Genomic DNA, 20,610 nt, shown 5'->3' on the forward strand with positions numbered 1-20,610 from the left:
CAAGTTGACAAGGGATTGATTTGCGTATACGCAATCGAATGTGTAAATCAATACGGCCTTGGAGCGGCCGTGGGAGGAGACCGAAATGCTTGACAAGAAATCACTCAGCCGCCTGTTCCTGAGCGCGGCGATCCTGGCGGTAGGCATGGGCGGCGCTGAAGCCGTCGAAACGCTGCGCTTCAGCCACACGGACAATCCGGGCGGCTCGCGCCAGGCGGCCGCCGAGGTGTTTGCCGAAAAGGTCGCGGAATATACCGATGGCCGCTATGAGGTGCAGATCTTCCCGTCCGGCCAGCTGGCCAACGATCCGAAGGCGATCGAACTGCTGCAGCTGGGCGGCGTCGACTTCACGGTGTCCGCCACCGGCAGCTATGCCACACACCTGCCCTCCCTCAACCTGACGGCCATGCCGTTCCTGGTCGATACCTATGAACAGGGCTGGGAGCTTTATGACAATTCGGTCTGGCTGCAGGGCGAATTCGACAAGCTTCCGGAAAAGGGGTTCCGCGTTCTATCGACCTGGGAAGCCGGCTTCCGCAGCTTCACCACCAACGAGCCGCTGAATTCGCCGGAAGACGCCAAGTCCATGAAAATGCGCGTCTTTCCGAATGACATGATCCGCTGGTCGATGGAAGCCATCGGCTTCCAGACCGTGGTGATGCCGATCACCGACGTTTACATCTCGATCCAGCAGGGCATCGTCAACGGACAGGAAAACCCGGTCGACACGATCAAGTCGCTGCGCTTCTATGAAGTCGCGCCGTATATCACGCTGACCCGGCACGTCTACAGCCCGCTGCCGCTGACGATTGCGGAAAAGACCTGGCAGTCCTTTTCCGATGAGGACAAGGAAGCCGTCCTGAAGGCCGCCGCCGAATCCGCCGCTTTCAGCCGCAATCTCGTCAAGAGCTCGGTCGACAGCCAGCTGACCGAAATGCAGGAAGCCGGTGCCACGGTCACCGTGCCCGACATCGCGCCGTTCCGCGAAGCCGTCCAGTCCGTCTATGCCAAGGCCAAGGACGTCTATGGAGCGGAAGCAGTCGACAAGATCCTCGCCGATGCAGCAGCAATCCGCGAGAAACTCCCGGCCCAGAACTGATCGAGCATTTGGGCGAAACTAGCCGGAACCCTTCTGGGTTCCGGCCCTTTCTTAAAAGAGAAGAGCCTTGGATTACCGAGAGCATTATCCGGCTGTGCTGCGCTGGCTCAGCCATCTGGTCGACCTGTGCCTTGCGCTTGGCGGCTTTGCCATCGTGACGCTGGTGTTCTGCAATGCCTCCCTGCGCGGCTTTGCCGGCTTCGACCTCGCCTGGTCACTGGAAGTCACCAGTTTCCTGCTGCTATGGAGCACGTTTCTAGGCTGTTCCGCCGCAATCGCGCGCGGCGCTCACATGCGGGTGACCGAAGTCGTTGAAAAACTGGTTCCGCTCACCGGACAGCGGATCCTGTCTGTCGCGATCGACGTCATCATCGCGATCCTGCTGATCTGCCTGATCTACACCGGCTACAACATCTCGGTGCACACCTGGGCGCAGAAGACGACCGTTCTCTACTGGCCGGTCGGGCTGCTTTACGCTTCCATGCCGGCCGGCATGACGGTGTCGCTGATTTTCCACCTCTACAACATGGCGTATGACCTGAAGAACCCGGTCGTGCCCCATGCCACCCATTCCGATGGCGGCGAGGCCCTGTCATGATCCTGCTCTTTGTCGTTGCGGTCTTCCTGACCTCCGTCTTTCTCGGCATTCCGCTGGTCTGGGCGATCCTGATCACCGCCGTTCTGCCGATCATCGTCTTCGATCTCGGCTATCCGCTGCAGGCGCTGTTCCTGAATTTCATCGGCGGCGTCGAACCGCACCACTTCCTGGCGATCCCGCTCTTCATCGTCGCCGGCGAGATGATGAGCCGGGGCGGCGTCGGCCTGCGCATTATCGGCTTTGCCCGCGCTGCCTTCGGCTTCATGGCCGGCGGCCTCGGCATGGTCGTTGTCGGCGCCTCCATGATCTTCGGCGGCATTTCCGGCTCGGCAATCGCGGACAGCGCCGCCATCGGCTCCGTCATGATCAAGAACATGTCCCGCGAGGGCTACAACACCGCGTTCGCGGCCGGGCTGGTTGCGGCGGCCGGGACCATTGGCATCATCATCCCACCGTCGATCCCGATGCTCATCTACGGTTTTGTCGGCAACGTCTCGGTCGCGGATCTGTTTTTGGCCGGCATGGTGCCCGGGGTCCTGTTCGGCGCCATGTTCATGGCCGTCTGCTATTATGTCGGCAAGTCGACAAACTGCGACCCAGGCGGGCGCACCACCTCTTTCAAAGAGCTGACCAGCTCCTTCATCGGCACGGCGCCAGCGCTGTTCATGCCGGTCGTCATCCTCGGCGGCATCTTCACCGGCTGGGTGACCCCGACCGAGGCAGCTGCCCTCGCCGTCGTCTACGGCCTGTTCGTCACCACGGTCGTCTACCGGGATTTCAAGCTGAGGGATCTGCCGCGCCTCCTGATCGACAGCTTCGTCACCAGCGCCGTCGTGATGGTGGTGATCGGCGCGACCACCGTGCTCGGCTGGCTGATCACCCTGGAACAGATGCCGCAGATCCTGGTCGGCTTCGTTCAGGATTTTTCCTCAAGCCCCTGGATGTTCCTGCTCCTGGTCAACATCGTGCTTCTGGTGCTCGGCCTGGTGCTCGATCCGGTCCCTGCGATCCTGCTCACCGCGCCTTTGTTCCTGCCGACAGCAAAGACCTTCGGGGTCGATCCGGTCCATCTCGGCGTCATCATGACCTGTAACGTCGCCGTCGGCCTGTTCACACCACCGGTCGGGGCAACGCTTTACGTCGCCTCGAGAATCTCCGGGGTTGGCGTGCTCTCCATCGCCCGCAAGATGGCCCTGCTTTACATCGCCGCCATCGCCGCGCTTCTTGCCGTCACCTATGTGCCCATCGTTTCCATGGGTATGGTGCATCTGTTCCGGTGACGAGGAGAAAAGAGATGTTCGCAGTCACTGTACTGTTTCAGATCAAGGAGGGGCAGATGGATGCCTTCATGCCCCTCATGATCAACAATGCGCAGACATCCCTGAAGACGGAGCCAGGTTGCCTGCAGTTCGATGTCTGCGCCGACCCCGCCCGGCCGCGGGAGGTCTTTCTCTACGAAATCTACGACGACGAAGCGGCGTTCAAGATGCATCTGACCAGCGCTCATTTCCTCACCTTCGACGCCAAGGTCGCGGATATTGTCGCTTCCAAGGCCGTGCAGACTTTCAAGCAGGTGATGCAATGACGCCTTGGGAAGTTTTCGCGGTCAAATATGCCGACCGGAACGCGCGCACGCGCAAGGACAGTTTCCTGTTCGACGACAATCATGACCAGCCCCATGACATGGACTATTTCCTGTGGGTGCTGCGGCAGCGCGACGAGATCGTGCTCGTCGACACCGGCTACGACATGGAAGAGGGTGAGCGGCGCGGCCGGCCGGTGCGGCTCAACCCGGCAGAAGCCCTTGCCCCGCTCGGCCTGTCGCCGGACGACATCACCACCGTCATCGTCACCCATCTGCATTACGACCATGCGGGTGGCCTGAAACATTTCCCGAACGCGACGATCCACTTGCAGGCGGCGGAAATGGCCTATGCCACCGGCCCCTGCATGTGCCACGGCACACTCAATGCGCCGTTCACCGCCGACCATGTCTGCGAAGCCGTCCAGCGGCTTTATTCCGGCCGGGTTGTCTTTCACGAGGGCGGCGGCGAAGTCCGTGAAGGCGTCACGGTTCACCGCACCGGCGGCCACAGCAAGGGATTGCAGGTGGTGCGGGTCCTGACGGAAGCCGGCTGGCTGTGCCTCGCCTCGGACGCCTCGCACTATTACGAGAATTTTCTGGAGGCCAAACCATTCCCAATCGTGGTCGATCTCGACGACATGCTGCGCGGCTTCAAGACGATCCAGGCCCTGGCCAGCTCCAAGGACCTCGTCGTTCCAGGTCACGACCCACTGGTGCGGCAGCTGTTTCCTGTTCATGGGCCCGACCATATCGTCCGGCTCGACCGCGGCCCGCTGAAAGGGATCGGCTCATGAAACTCGGCGTGATCGCGGATGATTTTACCGGAGCCTCGGACATTGCCCTGATGCTGTCGGAAGGCGGCATGCCGACTGCACAATTCGTCGGCGTGCCGAAGGATCCCGCGCCTGCCTCGATAGAAGCCGGTGTCGTTGGCCTGAAAACACGCACCATCGCTGTACAGGATGCCGTGACGCAGTCTCTCAAGGCCTGTGACTGGCTGATCGAGCAGGGCTGCACCCAGATCGTCTTCAAGGTCTGTTCGACTTTCGATTCCACCGATGAAGGCAATATTGGCCCGGTTGCAGAAGCATTGGCGGACAGGCTCGGTGAAACATCCGTCCTGGTCTGCCCGGCCTTTCCGGAAAACGGCCGCTCGGTCTACCAGGGACATCTTTTTGTCCGCGACGAGCTCCTCAGCGAAAGCGGCATGCAGGATCATCCGCTGACGCCGATGTCCGACCCGGATATCCGCCGGGTGCTGCAAAGGCAGACCACTTGGCCCGTGTGCCATGTCCCGGTCTCCGGCGTGTGGGCGGGGCCCGCGGCCATCAACCTGGCGGCCTCGGCAAGCGGCAAGGCGATGATCATTGTGGACGCCATCCGCAACGAGGACCTGCTCACGCTTGGCCGGGCCGCCGGCACACGCCGGCTTTTGATCGGCGGCTCGGGCATTGCCCTCGGCCTGCCGCAGAATTTCGGCCATGCGCCGGCGGCGTCCACCTGGACCGGCGTTCCCGGCAAGGCCGTGGTCTTTTCCGGATCCTGCTCGCGGGCGACGCGCGGCCAGGTCGAAGCGTTCAGGAACAGGGCCCCGTCGCGGGAGCTGACAGCGGATGACGTTGTCGCTGAAAAACTCTCCCTGCAGGAAATCGTCGAATGGACCCTGCGCCAGGAGACAACGCCGCTGATCTACTCCTCCGCCGATCCGGAGGTGGTTGCCGCCGCTCAGCAAAAATACGGCCGCGAACGCAGTGCCGACGCCATTGAAAGCCTGTTCGCCAACCTGGCCGCCGCGCTTTCGCAGGCCGGCGTCAACCGGATCGTGGTCGCCGGCGGCGAAACCTCGGGCGCCGTTGTCTCCGGCCTACAGGCGGACATTCTTGAGATCGGCCCCAAGATCGCACCCGGTGTGCCGGCCCTAAAGGTGGCGGACCGGCCACTGGCGCTGGCGCTGAAATCCGGCAATTTCGGCGGCCCTGACTTCTTCTCCGAGGCCCTCGCCATTCTGGAGGGCGCGGAATGAGCGCATTGTCCGCCACCCGCGAACAGATCTGCCGGATGGCGAAATCGCTGTTTGACCGGGGGCTGACCCACGGCTCGACCGGCAACATTTCCGTGCGGCTTGACGATGGCAGCCTTCTGGTAACGCCGACCGGCTCCTCCATGGGGTTTCTCGACCCTTCCCGGATCAGCCACCTGTCGGCGGAAGGCAATCTTCTCGCGGGCGACAGGCCCACGAAGGAAATGCCGCTGCATGCGGCCTTTTACGACACGCGCCATGGCACCGGAGCGGTGGTGCATCTGCATTCCTGCCACTCCGTGGCCCTGTCGCTGCTGCCGGAGATCGATCCGGACAACGTGCTGCCACCCCTGACCGCCTACGGCATCATGCAGCTCGGCAAGGTGAAGCTGCTGCCGTTCTTCGTACCCGGCGATCCGGCCATGGGCGATGCCGTGCGCGGCCTTGCCGGCAAGCGATCGGCGGTCCTTCTTGCCAATCACGGCCCCGTGGTCGCGGGCAAGGATCTGGAAGCCGCCGTCTATGCCACAGAAGAACTGGAAGCCACGGCACAGTTGGCGCTTCTGCTGCGGGGCGCGGCGGCAACCTCATTAAACGCACACCAGACCGCCCGCATCGTCGAGCGGTTCGACGTTGATTGGACTTAAGGACATTCCGATGAAAATAGCCCTGATCAAAGGTGACGGTATCGGCGTCGATGTGGCGGAGGCGGCGCTTGCCGTCCTGGAAGCCGCGCTGGACAAGACCGGACAGCCCCTGCCCGTCTACGACGAGATCCAGGCTGGTGCCGGCTATTTCGCAGAGACCGGCCGCGACATTGAAGCCGACGGCGAGGACCGCGCGGGCGCGGCCGACGCGATCTTCCTGGGCGCCATCGGCCTGCCCTCTATCCGGCATGCGGACGGCACGGAAATCTCGCCGCATCTGCGCCTGCGTGACCGGTTCGGGCTCTATGCGGGGGTCCGCCCCGTCAAGGCCTATCCCAACGCACCGCAGCGTCTTGCCGATCCACGCGCCGCCGGGATCGACCTGATCATCTTGCGGGAATCCACCGAAGGCCTGTTCTATTCGGCAGCCGCTCACAAGCGCAGCCTCGTGGTGAGCGACAACGAGGTCATGGACATCCTCAGGATCACCCGCGAGACCACAATCAAGCTGCACGAATTTGCGTTCAGTCTGGCGCGTAAACGCCGCGAGCGTGGCCTTTCCGGCCGGTTGACCTGCGTCGACAAGGCCAATGTCTTCACCTCGATGGCGTTTTTCCGCCAGCTCTTCGACGAGGTGAAGCAGGCCCACCCCGATATGCCGGTCGGCTACAACTATGTCGACGCCATGGCGCTCGACCTGGTGCGCAAGCCCTGGGAGTTTGACGTGCTGGTGATGGAAAACATGTTCGGCGACATTCTTTCGGATCTGGCCGGCGGCCTGGTCGGCGGCATGGGCATGGCCGCCTGCGGCGAGATTGGCGACACGACCGGCCTGTTCCAGCCGGCCCATGGCAGCGCACCGGACATTATGGGCCAGGACAAGGCCAACCCGCTGGCGGCGATCCTCAGCGGCGCGCTGATGCTGGATTACCTGGCTGAGAAACTGGACCGGCCGGTGCTTGCCGATGCCGCGGACCTCATCAATGACGCCGTCATGGCCGGATTTGAGGACAACGCGCTGCGGCCGATGGAATTCGGCGGCGACATGGGAACCAGGGCCGTGACCAACGAACTGCTGGCGCGAGTCGCCAGCCAGGAGCCTGCCCGAAAGACGCTTAGTGCGTGATCGGGGCGCGTGACTGGGAAGCGCCTATTCGGGCGGGCGCCTCCCCCTTCAACCCGATGATTATCGATTCCGCGAAATACCCGCACAGCTCTCCCGGACGATCAAATCGCCATGCAGCAGATGGCGCTGGTGCTCCAGCGAGCGGTTGGCGAGACGGTCGAGCAGGATGGTCATCGCCTTTTCGCCGATGTGCTGGCGTGGCTGGCGGATCGTGGTGAGACCCGGCGAAAAATTGTTGGCGAAGGGAATGTCGTCAAAGCCGAGCACCGAAAAATCCTCCGGAACCCGGTAGCCGCGTAGCTGCAGCGCCGAGATCACACCAATCGCGGTGTTGTCGTTGAAGCAGAAAAACGCGGTCGGCAAGTCGTCCTTGATGAACAGTCGCTCAACGGCCGCTCGGCCGCTTTCTGGCGTCCCCTCGCCTTCCACCCTCCAGTCGCGCAGGGCTTCGGGCGATTCCTTCAAGCCCTGTTGATAGCCGGAATGGCGCAGGTCGCTGCGGATGTCCGCCGGGCCGCCGGAAATGAAGGTGATTTTCCGGTGGCCGAGCGAGATCAGGTATTCGGTTGCCATCTTGGAGGCGGCCACGTCGTCAACGCCGACATAGCTGATATCGGGGTTTGCCAGTGGCCGCTCCGTCGCCACGATCGGTGGCAGCGTGTGCAAGGGTGCCTGCGGTTCGCCGGCGACAGGAATATGTCCTGTGAGCAGCACCAGTCCGTCGGCCATGCCGGTGGACAGGAAGCGCATGTAGCTCTGCTCAAGCCCGGTCGTGCCTTCCGTGTTGCCGATCAGGACGCCATAGCCCCGGTCGGCGGCGGCCTTCTCCAGCCCTGTCAGAATGCCGGCAAAATTCGGATCGGCGATGGACGAGGCCAGCACCAGCACCATCTGCGAGCGCTGCATGCGCAGGTTCTGCGCCATTGCGTTGGCGGTGTAGCCGGTGCGGGCAATCGCGGCGGTGACTTTCTTGCGGGTGCTTTCGGCAACTTTCTCGGGCGAGCGCAAGGCCCGGCTGACCGTCGCGATCGAGACGCCCGCCAGCTTTGCAACATCTTCAATAGTGGCCGGCCGGTCTACCGGTTCGCTCATATTGCGCGTCCAGACATGTTGCAGTGCGGGCATGCGCCAAGCTCATGAATCTCCACACCGTTTACGCTGTATAGTGCGCATTGCACCAAATGAAAAGGTTTACAATGGCGAATGTAAAGGTTTACATCATTCATGAAAACGTTTACATCAATACCATGGCGCAAATGTGGAAGAGGACGTTTTCGCCTGGGAGGAACCAGAAATGAACGTGGAACCAGCCACGCCGGCAGCGATTATCGAGGCCGTCAACATCAGCAAATCCTTTGGCCCCGTGCCGGTGCTGTTCAGCGTCAGCATGGATGTGCGCCCGGGTGAGGTTCACGCGCTGATCGGCGAAAACGGCGCAGGCAAGTCGACCTTGATGAAAATCCTGTCCGGCTTCCACGATCCGACCTCCGGCCAGATCCGTCTGGATGGTGAAAAGACCGCCCTGCCCGCGAATGGCGGCGCTGAGTCGCTCGGCATCGTGCTCATCCACCAGGAACTCAATCTCGCGGAACAGATGACGGTCGAGGAGAATGTCTTCCTTGGCCGCGAGATCCGCTCCAAGGGTTTCCTGGACAAGGCGGCGATGCGCGCCGCCGTCCAGACCTATCTTGACGAGATTGGTCTCGACATTTCCCCGACCGACCGCATATCCGACCTGACCATTGCCCAGAAGCAGATGGTCGAGATCGTCAAGGCCGTCAGCCGCAATGCCCGCATCCTGATCATGGACGAGCCGACCGCCGTTCTGACCGAAGAAGAAACAGACGTCTTTTTCCGCCAGGTGGAGAAGCTGAAAAAAAGCGGTGTCGGCATCGTCTTCGTGTCGCACAAGCTCAACGAGGTGAAAACCATCGCCGACCGGGTCACCATCCTGCGTGACGGTCAGTGGATCGACACCCGTGCCTCGAATGACCTGACCCCGGACATGATGGCCCAGATGATGGTAGGCCGGGAACTCTCCGATCTTTATCCGCCCATGCACGAAGCCGATATCGATGCCGAGCTGGTGCTGGAAGTGGACAATCTCGTCGCTCCCGGGGTCGGCCCCGTCAGCTTTGCCCTGCGCAAGGGAGAAATCCTCGGGTTCTCCGGCCTGATCGGCTCCGGCAGAACGGCCGTTTTCGAGGCGATCTGCGGTCTCAACCCCATCGAAGGCGGGTCCATCAAGCTCTTCGGACGCGACGCCGGCCCCATGACCGTCGCGGCGGCGCGGGACCAGGGTCTCGCCTATCTCACCAAGGACAGGAAGGAAAAGGGCCTGCTGCTCGACAAGCAGATGCAGCCGAACCTGACTCTGTTCGCGCTGCCAAAATTCGTGAAGAATTTCGGGCTCGACCGGAAGGCGGAGGAAGACGCACTGAACCGCGCCATCCGCCGTTTCGATGTCCGGGCCAAGGACCGAAACATCACCGTCGGCAAACTCTCCGGCGGCAACCAGCAGAAACTGCTGCTCGCCAAGATCATGGAATGCGATCCGAAGATCGTCATCATCGACGAGCCCACCCGCGGCATCGATGTCGGCACGAAGCAGCAGATCTATCATTTCATTGCCGCGCTTGCCGCAGAAGGCGTGTCGGTTGTCGTGATCTCCTCCGAAATGCCGGAGATCATCGGCATCTGCCACCGGGTGGTGGTCATGCGCGAAGGCCATATCACCGGCGTCCTGACGGGCGACCACATCAACGAAAACGAAATCATGCGCTATGCCGCCGGGCTGAAACGGGAGGACCTCCAGTGACCATGATGACCGCGTCCGACGATACGGCCACCAAACAGGCCAAACGGCCTTCCGTCGACTTCAAGACCATCGGCCCTGCCCTGGCGCTGCTGATTTTGTGCGTGATCGGGTTCATGCTGAACCCGGCCTTTGTCAGTGAAGGCAACCTGACCAATCTGCTGACCCGTTCGGCCTTTATCGGCATCATCGCGGTTGGCGCGACCTTCGTCATCACCGCCGGCGGCATCGACCTCTCCGTCGGTTCCATGGCGGCGGCCATTGCCGGGGTCATGATCATCATCATGAACGGGGCGGTCGAAACCATGGGCACCGGCTTGGCGACCGTGCTGCTCGGCTGCGGCTGCGCGCTGGTGCTTGGCATCGGCGCCGGCTGGATCAACGGCGCGCTGACAACGAAGGGCAAGATCGAGGCCTTCATCGTCACACTCGGCACCATGGGCATCTACCGCTCGCTGGTGACCTATTTCGCCGACGGCGGCACGCTCTCGCTCAATTTCGATATCCGCGGCACTTACCGGCCGGTCTATTACGACAGCTTTCTCGGCCTGCCCTATCCGGTCTGGGTGTTCATCTGCGTGGCCATCTGTGGCTGGCTGCTTTTGAACCGGACCGCCTTCGGCCGCTACTGCACCGCCATCGGCTCCAATGAAGCGGTCGCCAAATACTCCGCGATCAATGTCGACCGGGTGAAAACGCTGACTTACGTCATCCAGGGCCTGTGCGTTGCTTTTGCCACCATCATCTACGTGCCCCGCCTCGGCTCAGCCTCCGCCTCCACCGGTGTTCTCTGGGAACTGGAAGCCATTGCGGCGGTGATCATCGGCGGCACGGTCCTGAAGGGCGGCTACGGCCGGATCGGCGGCACCATCCTGGGCGCCCTGATCCTGACCACCATCGGCAACATTTTGAACTTCACCGATCTGATCTCGAACTACCTGAATGGAACCATGCAGGGCCTGATCATCATCGTTGCGGTTTTCCTGCAGCGCAGCGACTGGAAGCTCGGCAAGAGCAAGTAAGCCGCCCGCACTGAACTCAAGCGAATAGGGACCCGTCCCCACATTTTGAACCGGCTCGCACCGGACGGGAGAGGTGCGTCCAAATGGAATGGCATTGGAGGAGGAAACGATGCTTTTGAAAAGAACTCTGGGCGCGGTGGCCGCCGTCGGACTGCTCGCCTTCGCCGGGACCGCACTGGCCCAGGACAAGATCAAGATCGGTGTCAGCTACCCGACCCCGACCCACGCCTGGGCCGCCGGCATGAACTGGCACGCGGAGCAGGCCGAAAAACGGCTCGAAGCGCTTTATCCGGATGTCGACCTGATCCTGGTCAATTCGTCGGACCCTGAAGCCCAGGCGAGCGCCCTGGAAGACCTCGTCTCCGTGCATCAGATCGACGCCCTGGTGGTGCTGCCGTTCGAATCCGAACCGCTCACCGATCCGGTGCTGAACGTCAAGAAGTCCGGCGCCTGGATCACGGTCGTCGACCGCGGCCTCAGCCAGCCGGGCATCGAGGATCTTTATGTCGCCGGTAACAACCCGGAACTCGGCAGGGTCTCCGCCCAGTACATGAAGGGCCGCCTGAAAGACGGCGACAACATCGTGGTTCTGCGCGGCATTCCGACCGTGATCGACAATGAGCGCTTCGACGCTTTCATGGCAGAAATCGAAGGCTCGGGCATCAACGTGCTCGACCACAAGCACGCCAACTGGAACCGCGACGACGGCTTCGAGGTCATGCAGGACTTCCTGTCCCGCTTCCCGGACATCGACGCCGTCTGGGCCCAGGATGACGACATCGCCATCGGCGTGGTCGCGGCCCTGAAGCAGGCCGGCCGGGACGGTGACGGCATGTTCGTCGTCGGCGGCGCCGGCATGAAGGAAATCATCAAGGGCATCATGGACGGCGAAACGCTGATCCCGGTGGACGTGCTTTACCCGCCCGCGATGATCGCCACCGCCATGGACCAGACCGTTGCGGCCTTCAAGTCCAACGGCCCGGTTGCCGGCCGCTACATTCTCGGCGCGACGCTGATCACGCCTGAGAATGCCGAGAGCTACTACTTCCCAGACTCGCCGTTCTAGGACGCGAGCAACTCCGAGTGGCCGGGGCTTTTCGCGATGGAGCTCCGGCCCTTTTTTGTCCCCTTCAATCCCCTTTTCGGGAGGCAATCATGAAAACGATAAAAGGCCCCGCTTTGTTTCTCGCCCAGTTTGCCGGGGACGAAGCACCGTTCAACTCCTGGGATTCGATCACCAAGTGGGCCGCCGATTGCGGCTATGCCGGTGTGCAGGTGCCCAGCTGGGACGGAAGACTGATCGATCTGGAAAAGGCCGCCAGTTCCAAGACCTACTGCGACGCGTTTGCTGGCACAGCGCGGGAAAACGGTATCGAGATCACGGAGCTTTCGACCCATCTCCAGGGCCAGCTGGTTGCCGTGCACCCGGCCTATGACACGGCCTTTGACGGCTTCGCCGCGCCCCATGTGCAGGGCAATCCGGCCGCGCGCCAGTCCTGGGCGGTCGATCAGGTCAAGCTGGCGCTCGCTGCCAGCCGCAATCTCGGCATCACAGCGCACGCGACCTTTTCCGGTGCGCTCGCTTGGCCCTATGTCTATCCCTGGCCGCAGCGGCCCGCCGGCCTGATCGAGACCGCCTTCGACGAACTGGCCCGCCGCTGGCGGCCAATCCTCGACTATGCCGACGAGATGGGCGTCGATGTCTGCTACGAGATCCATCCAGGCGAGGACCTTCACGACGGCATCACCTTCGAAATGTTCCTGGAACGCCTGAACGGCCACGCCCGCTGCAAGATGCTCTACGACCCGTCCCACTACGTCCTGCAGTGCCTTGACTACCTGGACAATATCGAGATTTACCGGGACAGGATCGGCATGTTCCACGTCAAGGATGCCGAGTTCAATCCAAACGGGCGCCAGGGCGTCTATGGCGGCTACCAGTCCTGGGTTGACCGGGCCGGCCGGTTCCGCTCGCTTGGCGACGGCCAGGTCGATTTCGGCGCGGTTTTTTCCAAAATGGCGGCCAATGACTTTGACGGCTGGGCCGTGGTCGAATGGGAATGCTGCCTGAAACACCCGGAAGACGGTGCCCGCGAAGGTGCGAAATTCGTCAGGGATCAGATCATCCGCGTCACTGAAAAAGCCTTTGACGACTTCGCCGACGGCGGCAGCGACGCGGCCGCCAACCGGAAGATGCTCGGGATCGGCTGAGGCAAGGTTTCTGTCGGCGCAACGGACTTTCGCCGCCTGGCGACAACCTGTTCTTCAGTCTCAACCCCGGGAGGGCCAGCAGGTCCGCCGCGAAGGGTCGGCGCAGTTCACTGAACAAATAGCCATCCTTCAAGAGCGCAAATTCGCACCTATCCAGGGCACGATTTTCTATGTAATCAGGCTATGTAATCGATTACAGTGCCTCTCACGACGAAACAGAACCAACTTCAGGAGACACCTATGACCATCGAGGGAACAAACAGAGCGCTGACGCGTCCGATCAGGCTTGGCATGGTCGGCGGCGGCAAGGATGCCTTTATCGGTGCGGTGCACCGGATTGCCTCGCGCATCGACGGCAAATACGAGCTGGTTGCGGGCGCGCTGTCCTCGACGCCTGAAAGAGCTCGTGAATCCGGCCACACGCTCGGCCTCAAAGAGGACCGCATCTACGATTGCTTTCTTGAGATGGCCAAGCGCGAGGCAAGGCTGAAGGACGGCATCGAGGCCGTTGCCATCGTCACGCCAAACCACATGCACTATCCGGTTGCCAAGGAGTTCCTGAAGCGCGGCATCCATGTCATCTGCGACAAACCGCTGACCTCGACGCTGGCAGACGCCAAGAAAATGGTGAAGGCCGCCGAGAAATCCGATGCCCTGTTCTTCCTGACCCACAACTACACCGGCTACCCGATGGTGCGCCAGGCACGCGAACTGGTCCAAAACGGAGATCTCGGCCCCCTGCGCGTTGTCCAGGTGGAATATGCCCAGGACTGGCTGTCGGTCGACCTGCACAACAAGCAGGCGGACTGGCGCACGGATCCGGCCCGCACCGGGATCGGCGGATCGACCGGCGACATCGGCACCCATGCCTTCAACCTGGCCTGCTTCATCACCGGACTGAAGGCCGAGAGCCTCGCGGCCGATCTGCAGTCCTTCGTCCCGGGCCGGAAGGTCGACGACAACGCCCATGTGATGCTGCGCTTCGAGGGCGGCGCGCGCGGCATGTTGTGGTGTTCACAGGTGGCGCCGGGCAACGAGAACAATCTCAAGATCCGGGTTTATGGCGAAAAGGCAGGACTGGAATGGTGTCAGGAGAACCCGAACTACCTCCAGTTCACACAATTTGGCGCACCTCAGCAGCTGATTACGCGCGGTGGCGCGGGCATGTCCGCCTCGATCGCCTCGACAACCCGGGTCCCGGCAGGCCATCCGGAAGGCTATCTGGAAGGATTCGCCAACCTCTACAGCGAAGCCGCTGACGCAATCCGGGCCCATCAAAGCGGCAAACCCGCCGCAACGCTGATCCCAGGCATCGAAGAAGGCCTGGCAGGCGAACAGTTCATCGACGCCTGTGTGCGCTCCTCGGCCAGAAATTCCGCGTGGGTGAAGCTGGACGGGTAATTTCCTCCATCGTCGGACCGCGAAGCCCGGGGCACCTGCCCGGGCTTCATTTGTTTTGTCTCGCAGTCATCCCGGCGCAAGCTGGGCCCCAGGGGCCCTCATCGCCTGTTCTTTAATCGTGGATGCCCGGGCGTCCTGTTGGGTTGGACGGGGTCTATGGCATCTTTGGGTCCCGGCTCTCCGCTGCGCTTCGGCCGTGATGCCGGTCTTTGCAATTGCCTCCCCTCGTCATTGCCGGACTTGATCCGGCAATCCATGCCGTTCCGGTGCCCCAAAATGGCCTCTGCAAGTGGCAATGGAACGGCATGGATGCCATGGTCGAGCCATGGCATGACGTCGAACGGAATTGGTAAATTCTTGAATTATCCCAATTTTTTCATAAACTTAACTATTTTCCTCGCAACGCACAACGTCAGACACTTTACAAAAGTAATAAAGTAATACTTAATGACTTTTGTGAGGAGAACAAACTCTGTGGAGGAGACCCTATGAAACTCAAGGCAATGCTTATTGCCGGGGCGATGTCGCTTGCCCCGATGACCGCGCATGCGGCCGATCTGACCATCGGCTTTTCGCAGATCGGATCTGAATCCGGCTGGCGCGCGGCGGAAACCACCGTCACCAAACAGGAAGCGGAAAAACGCGGCATCGACCTGAAATTCGCCGATGCCCAGCAGAAACAGGAAAACCAGATCAAGGCGCTCCGGTCCTTCATCGCCCAGGGCGTTGACGCGATCCTGCTCGCCCCGGTCGTCGCGACCGGCTGGGACGAAGTGCTGGAAGAAGCCAAGGATGCGGAGATCCCCGTGGTCCTGCTCGACCGCACCGTCGATGCCCCGGACGATCTCTACATGACCGCCGTGACCTCCGACCTGGTGCATGAAGGCCGGGTTGCCGGCAAGTGGCTCGCGGACGAAATGGCCGGCGCGAAATGCGACATCGTCGAACTTCAGGGCACGACCGGCTCGTCGCCGGCCATCGACCGCAAGAAGGGCTTCGAGGAAGGCATTGCCGGCAACGACAATCTGAACATCGTCCGCAGCCAGACCGGCGACTTCACCCGCAGCCAGGGCAAGGTCGTCATGGAAAGCTTCCTGAAGGCGGTTGGCGGCGAGAACATCTGTGCACTCTACGCCCACAACGACGACATGGCCGTCGGCGCCATCCAGGCGATCAAGGAAGCCGGCCTGAAGCCGGGCGAGGACATCAAGATCGTCTCGATCGACAGTGTTCCGGACATCCACCTGGCCATGGCCAATGGCGAAGCCAACGCCACGATCGAGCTGACGCCGAACATGGCCGGCCCGGCCCTGGACGCCCTGGAAGCCTATCTCGCGGACGGCACCAAGCCGGCGAAATGGATCCAGACCGAGTCCAAACTCTACACACTCAAAGATGATAACATGGCCATCTACGAGATGAAGAAAGACCTGGGATACTAAAAAGTCCCCGTGCCGGGCGGTCCCGCCGCCCGGTACCAAACAAGGTTTTCTGAACGACACGCCGGGGGAAGGCCATCAATGGCAAGCGCAACCGAGCCTGTGCTGGAATGCAGGGGCATATCCAAGTTTTTTCCGGGCGCCATTGCCCTTGATGCCGTCGATCTGACGCTCTACCCGGGCGAAGTTCACGCCCTTTTGGGTGAAAACGGCGCCGGCAAGTCCACCCTGATCAAATGCCTGACCGGTGCCTACCGGCGCGACGCTGGCAAGATCCTGCTGGATGGCGAGGAAATTTCACCCGGCAGCACCCAGGACAGTCAGAAGCTCGGCATTGGCACGGTCTATCAGGAGGTCAATCTCCTGCCCAACCTGACGGTTGCCGAAAACCTCTTTCTCGGCCGCCAGCCGACCCGGCGCGGCCTGATTTCACAGCGCAAGATGCTGACAATGGCGGGGGATCTGCTCGCCGAATTCGGCCTCAGGATCAATCCGGCGGAACCGCTGTCGGCCTATTCCGTCGCCGTGCAGCAGGTGGTCGCCATTGCCCGGGCCGTGGAACTGTCGGGCAAGGTGCTGATCCTGGACGAACCGACGGCCAGTCTCGACAGGGACGAGGTCCAGCTGGTCTTTTCCGTGGTGGAGAAGCTGAAGGCCCGCGGCCTTGCGATTGTCTTCATCACCCATTTCCTCGACCAGGTGTTCGAGATTTCCGACCGGGCCACCGTGCTGCGCAACGGCCGGGTGATCGGCACCCGCGAGCTCAAGAACACCAGCCAGACCGAGATCGTCACCCTGATGCTGGGCCGCCAGCTGGAAGACCGGATCCAGGACCGCGCGCCGGCCCGGACCGGCGACACGCTGATAGAGCTCAAGGACTTCGGCAAACGCGGGGTCATGGAACCGTTCGACCTGACCGTGCGCAAGGGCGAGGTTGTCGGCCTCGCCGGACTGCTCGGCTCGGGCCGGACCGAAACCGCGGGCCTGATCTTCGGCGCCATTCAGGCGGACCAGGGCGAAGCCCTGTTGGAAGGCCGGAAGATCGGCCTCGGCAGCCCGCGCGAAGCGGTTGCGCACCGCTTCGCGCTCTGCCCGGAAGACCGCAAGAACGACGGCATCGTCGGCGATCTGTCGGTGCGCGAAAATATCATCCTCGCCCTGCAGGCCCGGCAGGGCTGGTTCCGGCCGCTGCCCAAGGCCAAAGTCAACGAGCTGGCCGAGGCGTACGTGAAGGCGCTCGACATTAGGCTTGCCAGTCTCGACATGCCGATCCGGCTGCTTTCCGGCGGCAACCAACAGAAGGCGCTGCTGGCGCGCTGGCTGGCGACAAACCCGGTTTTCCTGATCCTGGATGAGCCGACCCGCGGCATCGATGTCGGCGCTCATGCGGAAATCATCGCCCTGATCGAGAAACTGCGCGAGGACGGCATGGCGCTTCTGGTGGCGTCTTCCGAAATGGAGGAGCTGGTCGCCTATTCAACGCGGGTCATTGTCCTGCGCGATCGCCGTCAGGTGCGCGAACTGAAGGGTGACGAGATCACCACCTCTAACATTGTCGCGGCGATTGCCGATGACACCATGGCGGAGGCGGTATGATGTCGGCGCATGTCCATTCCACCTTCCGGCGGATCATGCCGCAGCTGATCATCCTGATCGCGGTCCTGTTCCTGAATTTTCTGGTGTTTCCGGATTTCTTCCGGATCGAATTCCAGCACGGCCGCCTGTTCGGCAACCTCATCGACGTGCTCAACCGCGGCGCGCCGACCGCGCTGCTCTGCATCGGCATGACACTGGTCATTGCCACAAAGGGCATCGACCTGTCGGTCGGTGCGGTGATGGCGATTGCCGGCGCGGTCGCGGCCTCGCTGGTGGTCGACGGCCATAGCTGGCAAACCGCCCTTCTTGGGGCGCTCGCCGTCGGCGCGATCTGCGGGCTCTGGAACGGCGTTCTGGTCGCTGTCCTGCGCATCCAGCCGATCGTCGCCACGCTCGTGCTGATGGTCGCGGGACGCGGCATTGCCCAGCTGGTCACCGAGGGCACGATCCTGACCTTCGTCAATCCGGGGCTGATCCATCTCGGGGCCGGCACCGTCATCGGCATTCCAACCCCGATCCTGATCTGGATCGCGCTTGGACTGTTGGTCACCGCCGTCGTGCGCAAGACCGCGCTTGGCATGCTGATCGAGGCCATCGGCATCAATGAAAGCTCATCGCGGCTTGCCGGCATCAACAGCCGGGTGCTGATCGTCTCGGTCTATCTGATCTCCGGCTTTTGCGCCGCACTGGCCGGCGTCATCGTCGCGGCGGACATCAAGGGTGCGGATGCCAACAATGCCGGGCTTTGGCTGGAACTCGACGCCATCCTGGCGGTGGTGATCGGCGGCAATTCACTGCTCGGAGGCCGGTTCTCGATCCTGGCCTCGCTGATCGGCGCTCTGATCATCCAGTCGGTCAATTCGGTCATTCTGCTCTCCGGCATGCCGCCCGAGTTCAATCTGGTGATCAAGGCGCTGATCATCATCGCGATCCTGGTGATCCAGTCGCCGACGGTGAAACACGCGCTTTATATCCTGCGCGCCTCCGCGGAACCCCTGCCCTCCGATCCCATCAAGGAAGCGAAAGAAAGTCCGCAATGATCCGCTCTACCCATCTTCCGCTCCTGATCACCATCGCCACCTTCCTGCTGGCCTATACGCTGTGCGCCTCGCAATATCCGGCGATGCTGTCCACCCGGGTCGTGGCGAACCTTCTCACCGACAATGCCTTTCTCGGCATTGCCGCGGTCGGCATGACCTTCGTGATCCTTTCCGGCGGCATCGATCTGTCCGTCGGCTCGGTGATCGCCTTTACCGGCGTCTTCCTGGCTGTGATCCTGAGGGACACCTCGATCCATCCAATTGCCGCCTTTGTCCTGGTACTGGCGATCACCATCTCTTTCGGCGCGGCCATGGGGGCGATGATCCACTATCTGGACATGCCGCCCTTCATCGTCACGCTGGCCGGCATGTTCCTGGCGCGCGGCGCGGCCTATGTGCTCTCGACCGAAAGCGTACCGATCACGCATGAATTCTACGACACGCTGCAGTCGCTCTACTGGAAGGCGCCCGGCGGAGGCCGCTTCCGGCTGACCGGCATGATCATGCTCCTGACCTTCCTGACCGGCATCATCGTCGCCCACCGCACCCGCTTCGGTCAGAATGTCTACGCCATCGGCGGTGGTCTTTCGACGGCCCGGCTGATGGGCGTACCGCTGGCGAAAACCACCATCGGCATCTACGCCACCTCCGGCGGCCTTGCCGGTCTTGCGGGCATCATCTTCTCGCTCTACACCTCCGCCGGCTATTCGCTGGCGACCGTCGGGGTCGAGCTGGACGCCATTGCCGCGGTCGTGATCGGTGGCACGCTGCTCACCGGCGGCACGGGATTTGTCGCCGGGACATTCTTTGGCATTTTGATCATGGGGTTGATACAAACCTTTATCGTCTTTGACGGCACACTTTCCAGCTGGTGGACAAAGATCGTGATCGGCGGTCTGCTGTTCGGCTTCATCCTGCTTCAGAAGGGACTCACTTGGGCAACGACACTGCGCAGAAAACCAGCGACAGAGTTCGCCGCGCAATCATGACATTCGTCGCCACCGGCGGGTTGGGCAGCCAGATCGGCAATCACACCGATCAGGTGGTCGAGCAATTGGGCCGCGCCATCGTCGCCGGCGAGTATCCGCCGGAAACCATGATCCCGCTGGACCCGGACATTTCCGAAATGTTCGACGTGTCGCGCACGGTGGTGCGCGAGGCGAAAAAGACCCTGATCGCCAAGGGCCTGATCCAATCGAAAGCCAAGGTCGGCACCCATGTGCGCCCAGCCTCGGAATGGAACATGTTCGACCCGGACGTGCTGCGCTGGCATGCGGCGCTCAACAACCAGCGTCCCTTTCTGGAAGACCTTTTCGAGATCCGGCTGATCTTCGAGCCGGCGGCCGCCAGCAGCGCCGCGAAACGGGCGACCGACGCCGATTGCGCCGCCCTCGCCAAACTCTGCGACAATCTCGCGACCGGCACCGACCGGGCCGCCGTCGCCGTGGCCGATCTTGAATTTCACAAGATGATCCTGAAGGTCTCCGGCAACCGCTTCCTGCAATCGCTCGGGGACTTGGTCCAGGCCGCGCTCTATTCGCTGTTCATTGCCGAAGCCAATGAGCGCAACGACCAGGAAACCTACGAATTCGTCGAACGCCACCGCGCCATCGTCACGGCCATCACCAAGGGCGATGCCAAGGGCGCCTATGAGGCAATGGAGCAGGTGATTCTGGCCGGACGGAAGATCGAATTGAACATCTGACGCCGGTTCAGCCAAATTCCCGCCGTACGCTTCCCCTTCACACGGTCGATATGCGCCTCTCCGGGCGTTCCCGTGCGAGCGAAACGTGTGCTCCAGAATTCCATGCGACTACAACCTGCGTTCAACCCGGTTCAGTTGTTTCCACCTTTACCGGAAACAAAATAACGCGAAAAAAGTTCTTCGAAAAATCAAACACCACCACCTCCTTCTTAAATAAGATGTAAGAACAATTTTTACTTCCCCTCTAATAATGGTCCGTTCGACGTAATAATTACCCATTCAAAAACATATACTTATCGAACTTCA

The 20,610-nt window shown here is 61.8% G+C and carries 19 protein-coding genes; 18 read left to right on the top strand and 1 reads right to left on the bottom strand.

The window, feature by feature from the left end; all coding sequences use genetic code 11:
- Nucleotides 1-85 precede the first annotated feature (85 nt).
- The 8 genes from M0H32_RS23440 (at nucleotide 86) to M0H32_RS23475 (ending at nucleotide 7,075) form a co-directional block, all read left to right on the top strand.
- The gene (locus M0H32_RS23440) at nucleotides 86-1,099 is read left to right on the top strand and encodes a TRAP transporter substrate-binding protein (RefSeq protein WP_248158141.1); all 1,014 of its coding nucleotides are present in this window, start codon (nucleotides 86-88) and stop codon (nucleotides 1,097-1,099) included.
- Nucleotides 1,100-1,166: 67 nt separating this feature from the next.
- The gene (locus tag M0H32_RS23445; protein WP_248158142.1) at nucleotides 1,167-1,697 is read left to right on the top strand and encodes a TRAP transporter small permease; all 531 of its coding nucleotides are present in this window, start codon (nucleotides 1,167-1,169) and stop codon (nucleotides 1,695-1,697) included.
- Entirely contained in the window at nucleotides 1,694-2,977 is a 1,284-nt protein-coding gene (locus tag M0H32_RS23450) for a TRAP transporter large permease (protein ID WP_248158143.1), read from the top strand. The genes M0H32_RS23445 and M0H32_RS23450 overlap by 4 nt, the downstream gene beginning before the upstream one ends.
- Before the next feature lie 14 nt (nucleotides 2,978-2,991).
- A complete protein-coding gene (locus tag M0H32_RS23455; protein WP_248158144.1) occupies nucleotides 2,992-3,282 on the top strand; it encodes a putative quinol monooxygenase in 291 nt (96 codons plus the stop codon).
- On the top strand, nucleotides 3,279-4,076 hold the full coding sequence (locus tag M0H32_RS23460; RefSeq protein WP_248158146.1) for an N-acyl homoserine lactonase family protein: 798 nt from the start codon (nucleotides 3,279-3,281) through the stop codon (nucleotides 4,074-4,076). The genes M0H32_RS23455 and M0H32_RS23460 overlap by 4 nt, the downstream gene beginning before the upstream one ends.
- Nucleotides 4,073-5,305, top strand: coding sequence for a 3-oxo-tetronate kinase (gene otnK / locus M0H32_RS23465; RefSeq protein ID WP_248158148.1), 1,233 nt, complete (start codon nucleotides 4,073-4,075; stop codon nucleotides 5,303-5,305). Before M0H32_RS23460 ends, otnK begins: the two co-directional genes overlap by 4 nt.
- A complete protein-coding gene (gene otnC, locus M0H32_RS23470; RefSeq protein WP_248158150.1) occupies nucleotides 5,302-5,949 on the top strand; it encodes a 3-oxo-tetronate 4-phosphate decarboxylase in 648 nt (215 codons plus the stop codon). Before otnK ends, otnC begins: the two co-directional genes overlap by 4 nt.
- Nucleotides 5,950-5,959: 10 nt before the next feature.
- Entirely contained in the window at nucleotides 5,960-7,075 is a 1,116-nt protein-coding gene (locus M0H32_RS23475) for an isocitrate/isopropylmalate dehydrogenase family protein (protein WP_248158152.1), read from the top strand.
- 60 nt (nucleotides 7,076-7,135) lie between these two features.
- Here M0H32_RS23475 and M0H32_RS23480 read toward each other — a convergent pair whose 3' ends face one another.
- Nucleotides 7,136-8,167 carry a LacI family DNA-binding transcriptional regulator gene (locus M0H32_RS23480; protein WP_248158154.1) on the bottom strand — a complete coding sequence of 344 codons (1,032 nt, stop codon included), beginning with the start codon at nucleotides 8,165-8,167 and terminating at the stop codon, nucleotides 7,136-7,138.
- 202 nt (nucleotides 8,168-8,369) lie between these two features.
- On the opposite strand from M0H32_RS23480, the gene M0H32_RS23485 reads away from it, so the two are divergent.
- The 10 genes from M0H32_RS23485 (at nucleotide 8,370) to M0H32_RS23530 (ending at nucleotide 20,304) form a co-directional block, all read left to right on the top strand.
- Nucleotides 8,370-9,893, top strand: a complete 1,524-nt coding sequence (locus tag M0H32_RS23485) for a sugar ABC transporter ATP-binding protein (protein ID WP_248158160.1) — start codon at nucleotides 8,370-8,372, stop codon at nucleotides 9,891-9,893.
- 2 nt (nucleotides 9,894-9,895) lie between these two features.
- Complete coding sequence (locus M0H32_RS23490) at nucleotides 9,896-10,912, top strand: ABC transporter permease (protein ID WP_248158319.1); 1,017 nt, start codon at nucleotides 9,896-9,898, stop codon at nucleotides 10,910-10,912.
- A gap of 109 nt (nucleotides 10,913-11,021) precedes the next feature.
- Nucleotides 11,022-11,978, top strand: coding sequence for a substrate-binding domain-containing protein (locus M0H32_RS23495; RefSeq protein ID WP_248158162.1), 957 nt, complete (start codon nucleotides 11,022-11,024; stop codon nucleotides 11,976-11,978).
- An 89-nt stretch (nucleotides 11,979-12,067) separates the two neighbouring features.
- On the top strand, nucleotides 12,068-13,123 hold the full coding sequence (locus tag M0H32_RS23500; protein WP_248158164.1) for a sugar phosphate isomerase/epimerase family protein: 1,056 nt from the start codon (nucleotides 12,068-12,070) through the stop codon (nucleotides 13,121-13,123).
- Nucleotides 13,124-13,363: 240 nt separating this feature from the next.
- On the top strand, nucleotides 13,364-14,524 hold the full coding sequence (locus M0H32_RS23505) for a Gfo/Idh/MocA family protein (RefSeq protein ID WP_248158165.1): 1,161 nt from the start codon (nucleotides 13,364-13,366) through the stop codon (nucleotides 14,522-14,524).
- A gap of 488 nt (nucleotides 14,525-15,012) precedes the next feature.
- Nucleotides 15,013-15,966, top strand: a complete 954-nt coding sequence (gene ytfQ, locus M0H32_RS23510; protein ID WP_248158167.1) for a galactofuranose ABC transporter, galactofuranose-binding protein YtfQ — start codon at nucleotides 15,013-15,015, stop codon at nucleotides 15,964-15,966.
- Between the two features lie 78 nt (nucleotides 15,967-16,044).
- On the top strand, nucleotides 16,045-17,559 hold the full coding sequence (locus M0H32_RS23515) for a sugar ABC transporter ATP-binding protein (RefSeq protein WP_248158169.1): 1,515 nt from the start codon (nucleotides 16,045-16,047) through the stop codon (nucleotides 17,557-17,559).
- The gene (locus tag M0H32_RS23520; RefSeq protein ID WP_248158321.1) at nucleotides 17,559-18,599 is read left to right on the top strand and encodes an ABC transporter permease; all 1,041 of its coding nucleotides are present in this window, start codon (nucleotides 17,559-17,561) and stop codon (nucleotides 18,597-18,599) included. The genes M0H32_RS23515 and M0H32_RS23520 overlap by 1 nt, the downstream gene beginning before the upstream one ends.
- Nucleotides 18,599-19,588, top strand: coding sequence for a galactofuranose ABC transporter, permease protein YjfF (gene yjfF, locus M0H32_RS23525; protein ID WP_248158322.1), 990 nt, complete (start codon nucleotides 18,599-18,601; stop codon nucleotides 19,586-19,588). The genes M0H32_RS23520 and yjfF overlap by 1 nt, the downstream gene beginning before the upstream one ends.
- Nucleotides 19,585-20,304 (top strand): FadR/GntR family transcriptional regulator, encoded by a 720-nt coding sequence (locus tag M0H32_RS23530; protein ID WP_248158170.1) that lies wholly within the window; start codon nucleotides 19,585-19,587, stop codon nucleotides 20,302-20,304. Before yjfF ends, M0H32_RS23530 begins: the two co-directional genes overlap by 4 nt.
- Nucleotides 20,305-20,610: the final 306 nt, after the last annotated feature.

This window comes from Roseibium sediminicola, assembly GCF_023156505.1.
Taxonomy (GTDB): domain Bacteria; phylum Pseudomonadota; class Alphaproteobacteria; order Rhizobiales; family Stappiaceae; genus Roseibium; species Roseibium sediminicola.

Coding starts and splice junctions, on each gene's coding strand:
- M0H32_RS23520 (WP_248158321.1), top strand. CDS start 17,559: ATGTCGGCGCATGTCCATTCCACCTTCCGGCGGATCATGCCGCAGCTG.
- M0H32_RS23475 (WP_248158152.1), top strand. CDS start 5,960: ATGAAAATAGCCCTGATCAAAGGTGACGGTATCGGCGTCGATGTGGCG.
- otnC (WP_248158150.1), top strand. CDS start 5,302: ATGAGCGCATTGTCCGCCACCCGCGAACAGATCTGCCGGATGGCGAAA.
- M0H32_RS23500 (WP_248158164.1), top strand. CDS start 12,068: ATGAAAACGATAAAAGGCCCCGCTTTGTTTCTCGCCCAGTTTGCCGGG.
- M0H32_RS23480 (WP_248158154.1), bottom strand. CDS start 8,167: ATGAGCGAACCGGTAGACCGGCCGGCCACTATTGAAGATGTTGCAAAG.
- M0H32_RS23495 (WP_248158162.1), top strand. CDS start 11,022: ATGCTTTTGAAAAGAACTCTGGGCGCGGTGGCCGCCGTCGGACTGCTC.
- otnK (WP_248158148.1), top strand. CDS start 4,073: ATGAAACTCGGCGTGATCGCGGATGATTTTACCGGAGCCTCGGACATT.
- M0H32_RS23440 (WP_248158141.1), top strand. CDS start 86: ATGCTTGACAAGAAATCACTCAGCCGCCTGTTCCTGAGCGCGGCGATC.
- M0H32_RS23450 (WP_248158143.1), top strand. CDS start 1,694: ATGATCCTGCTCTTTGTCGTTGCGGTCTTCCTGACCTCCGTCTTTCTC.
- M0H32_RS23460 (WP_248158146.1), top strand. CDS start 3,279: ATGACGCCTTGGGAAGTTTTCGCGGTCAAATATGCCGACCGGAACGCG.
- M0H32_RS23490 (WP_248158319.1), top strand. CDS start 9,896: ATGATGACCGCGTCCGACGATACGGCCACCAAACAGGCCAAACGGCCT.
- M0H32_RS23505 (WP_248158165.1), top strand. CDS start 13,364: ATGACCATCGAGGGAACAAACAGAGCGCTGACGCGTCCGATCAGGCTT.
- ytfQ (WP_248158167.1), top strand. CDS start 15,013: ATGAAACTCAAGGCAATGCTTATTGCCGGGGCGATGTCGCTTGCCCCG.
- M0H32_RS23455 (WP_248158144.1), top strand. CDS start 2,992: ATGTTCGCAGTCACTGTACTGTTTCAGATCAAGGAGGGGCAGATGGAT.
- M0H32_RS23530 (WP_248158170.1), top strand. CDS start 19,585: ATGACATTCGTCGCCACCGGCGGGTTGGGCAGCCAGATCGGCAATCAC.
- M0H32_RS23515 (WP_248158169.1), top strand. CDS start 16,045: ATGGCAAGCGCAACCGAGCCTGTGCTGGAATGCAGGGGCATATCCAAG.
- M0H32_RS23485 (WP_248158160.1), top strand. CDS start 8,370: ATGAACGTGGAACCAGCCACGCCGGCAGCGATTATCGAGGCCGTCAAC.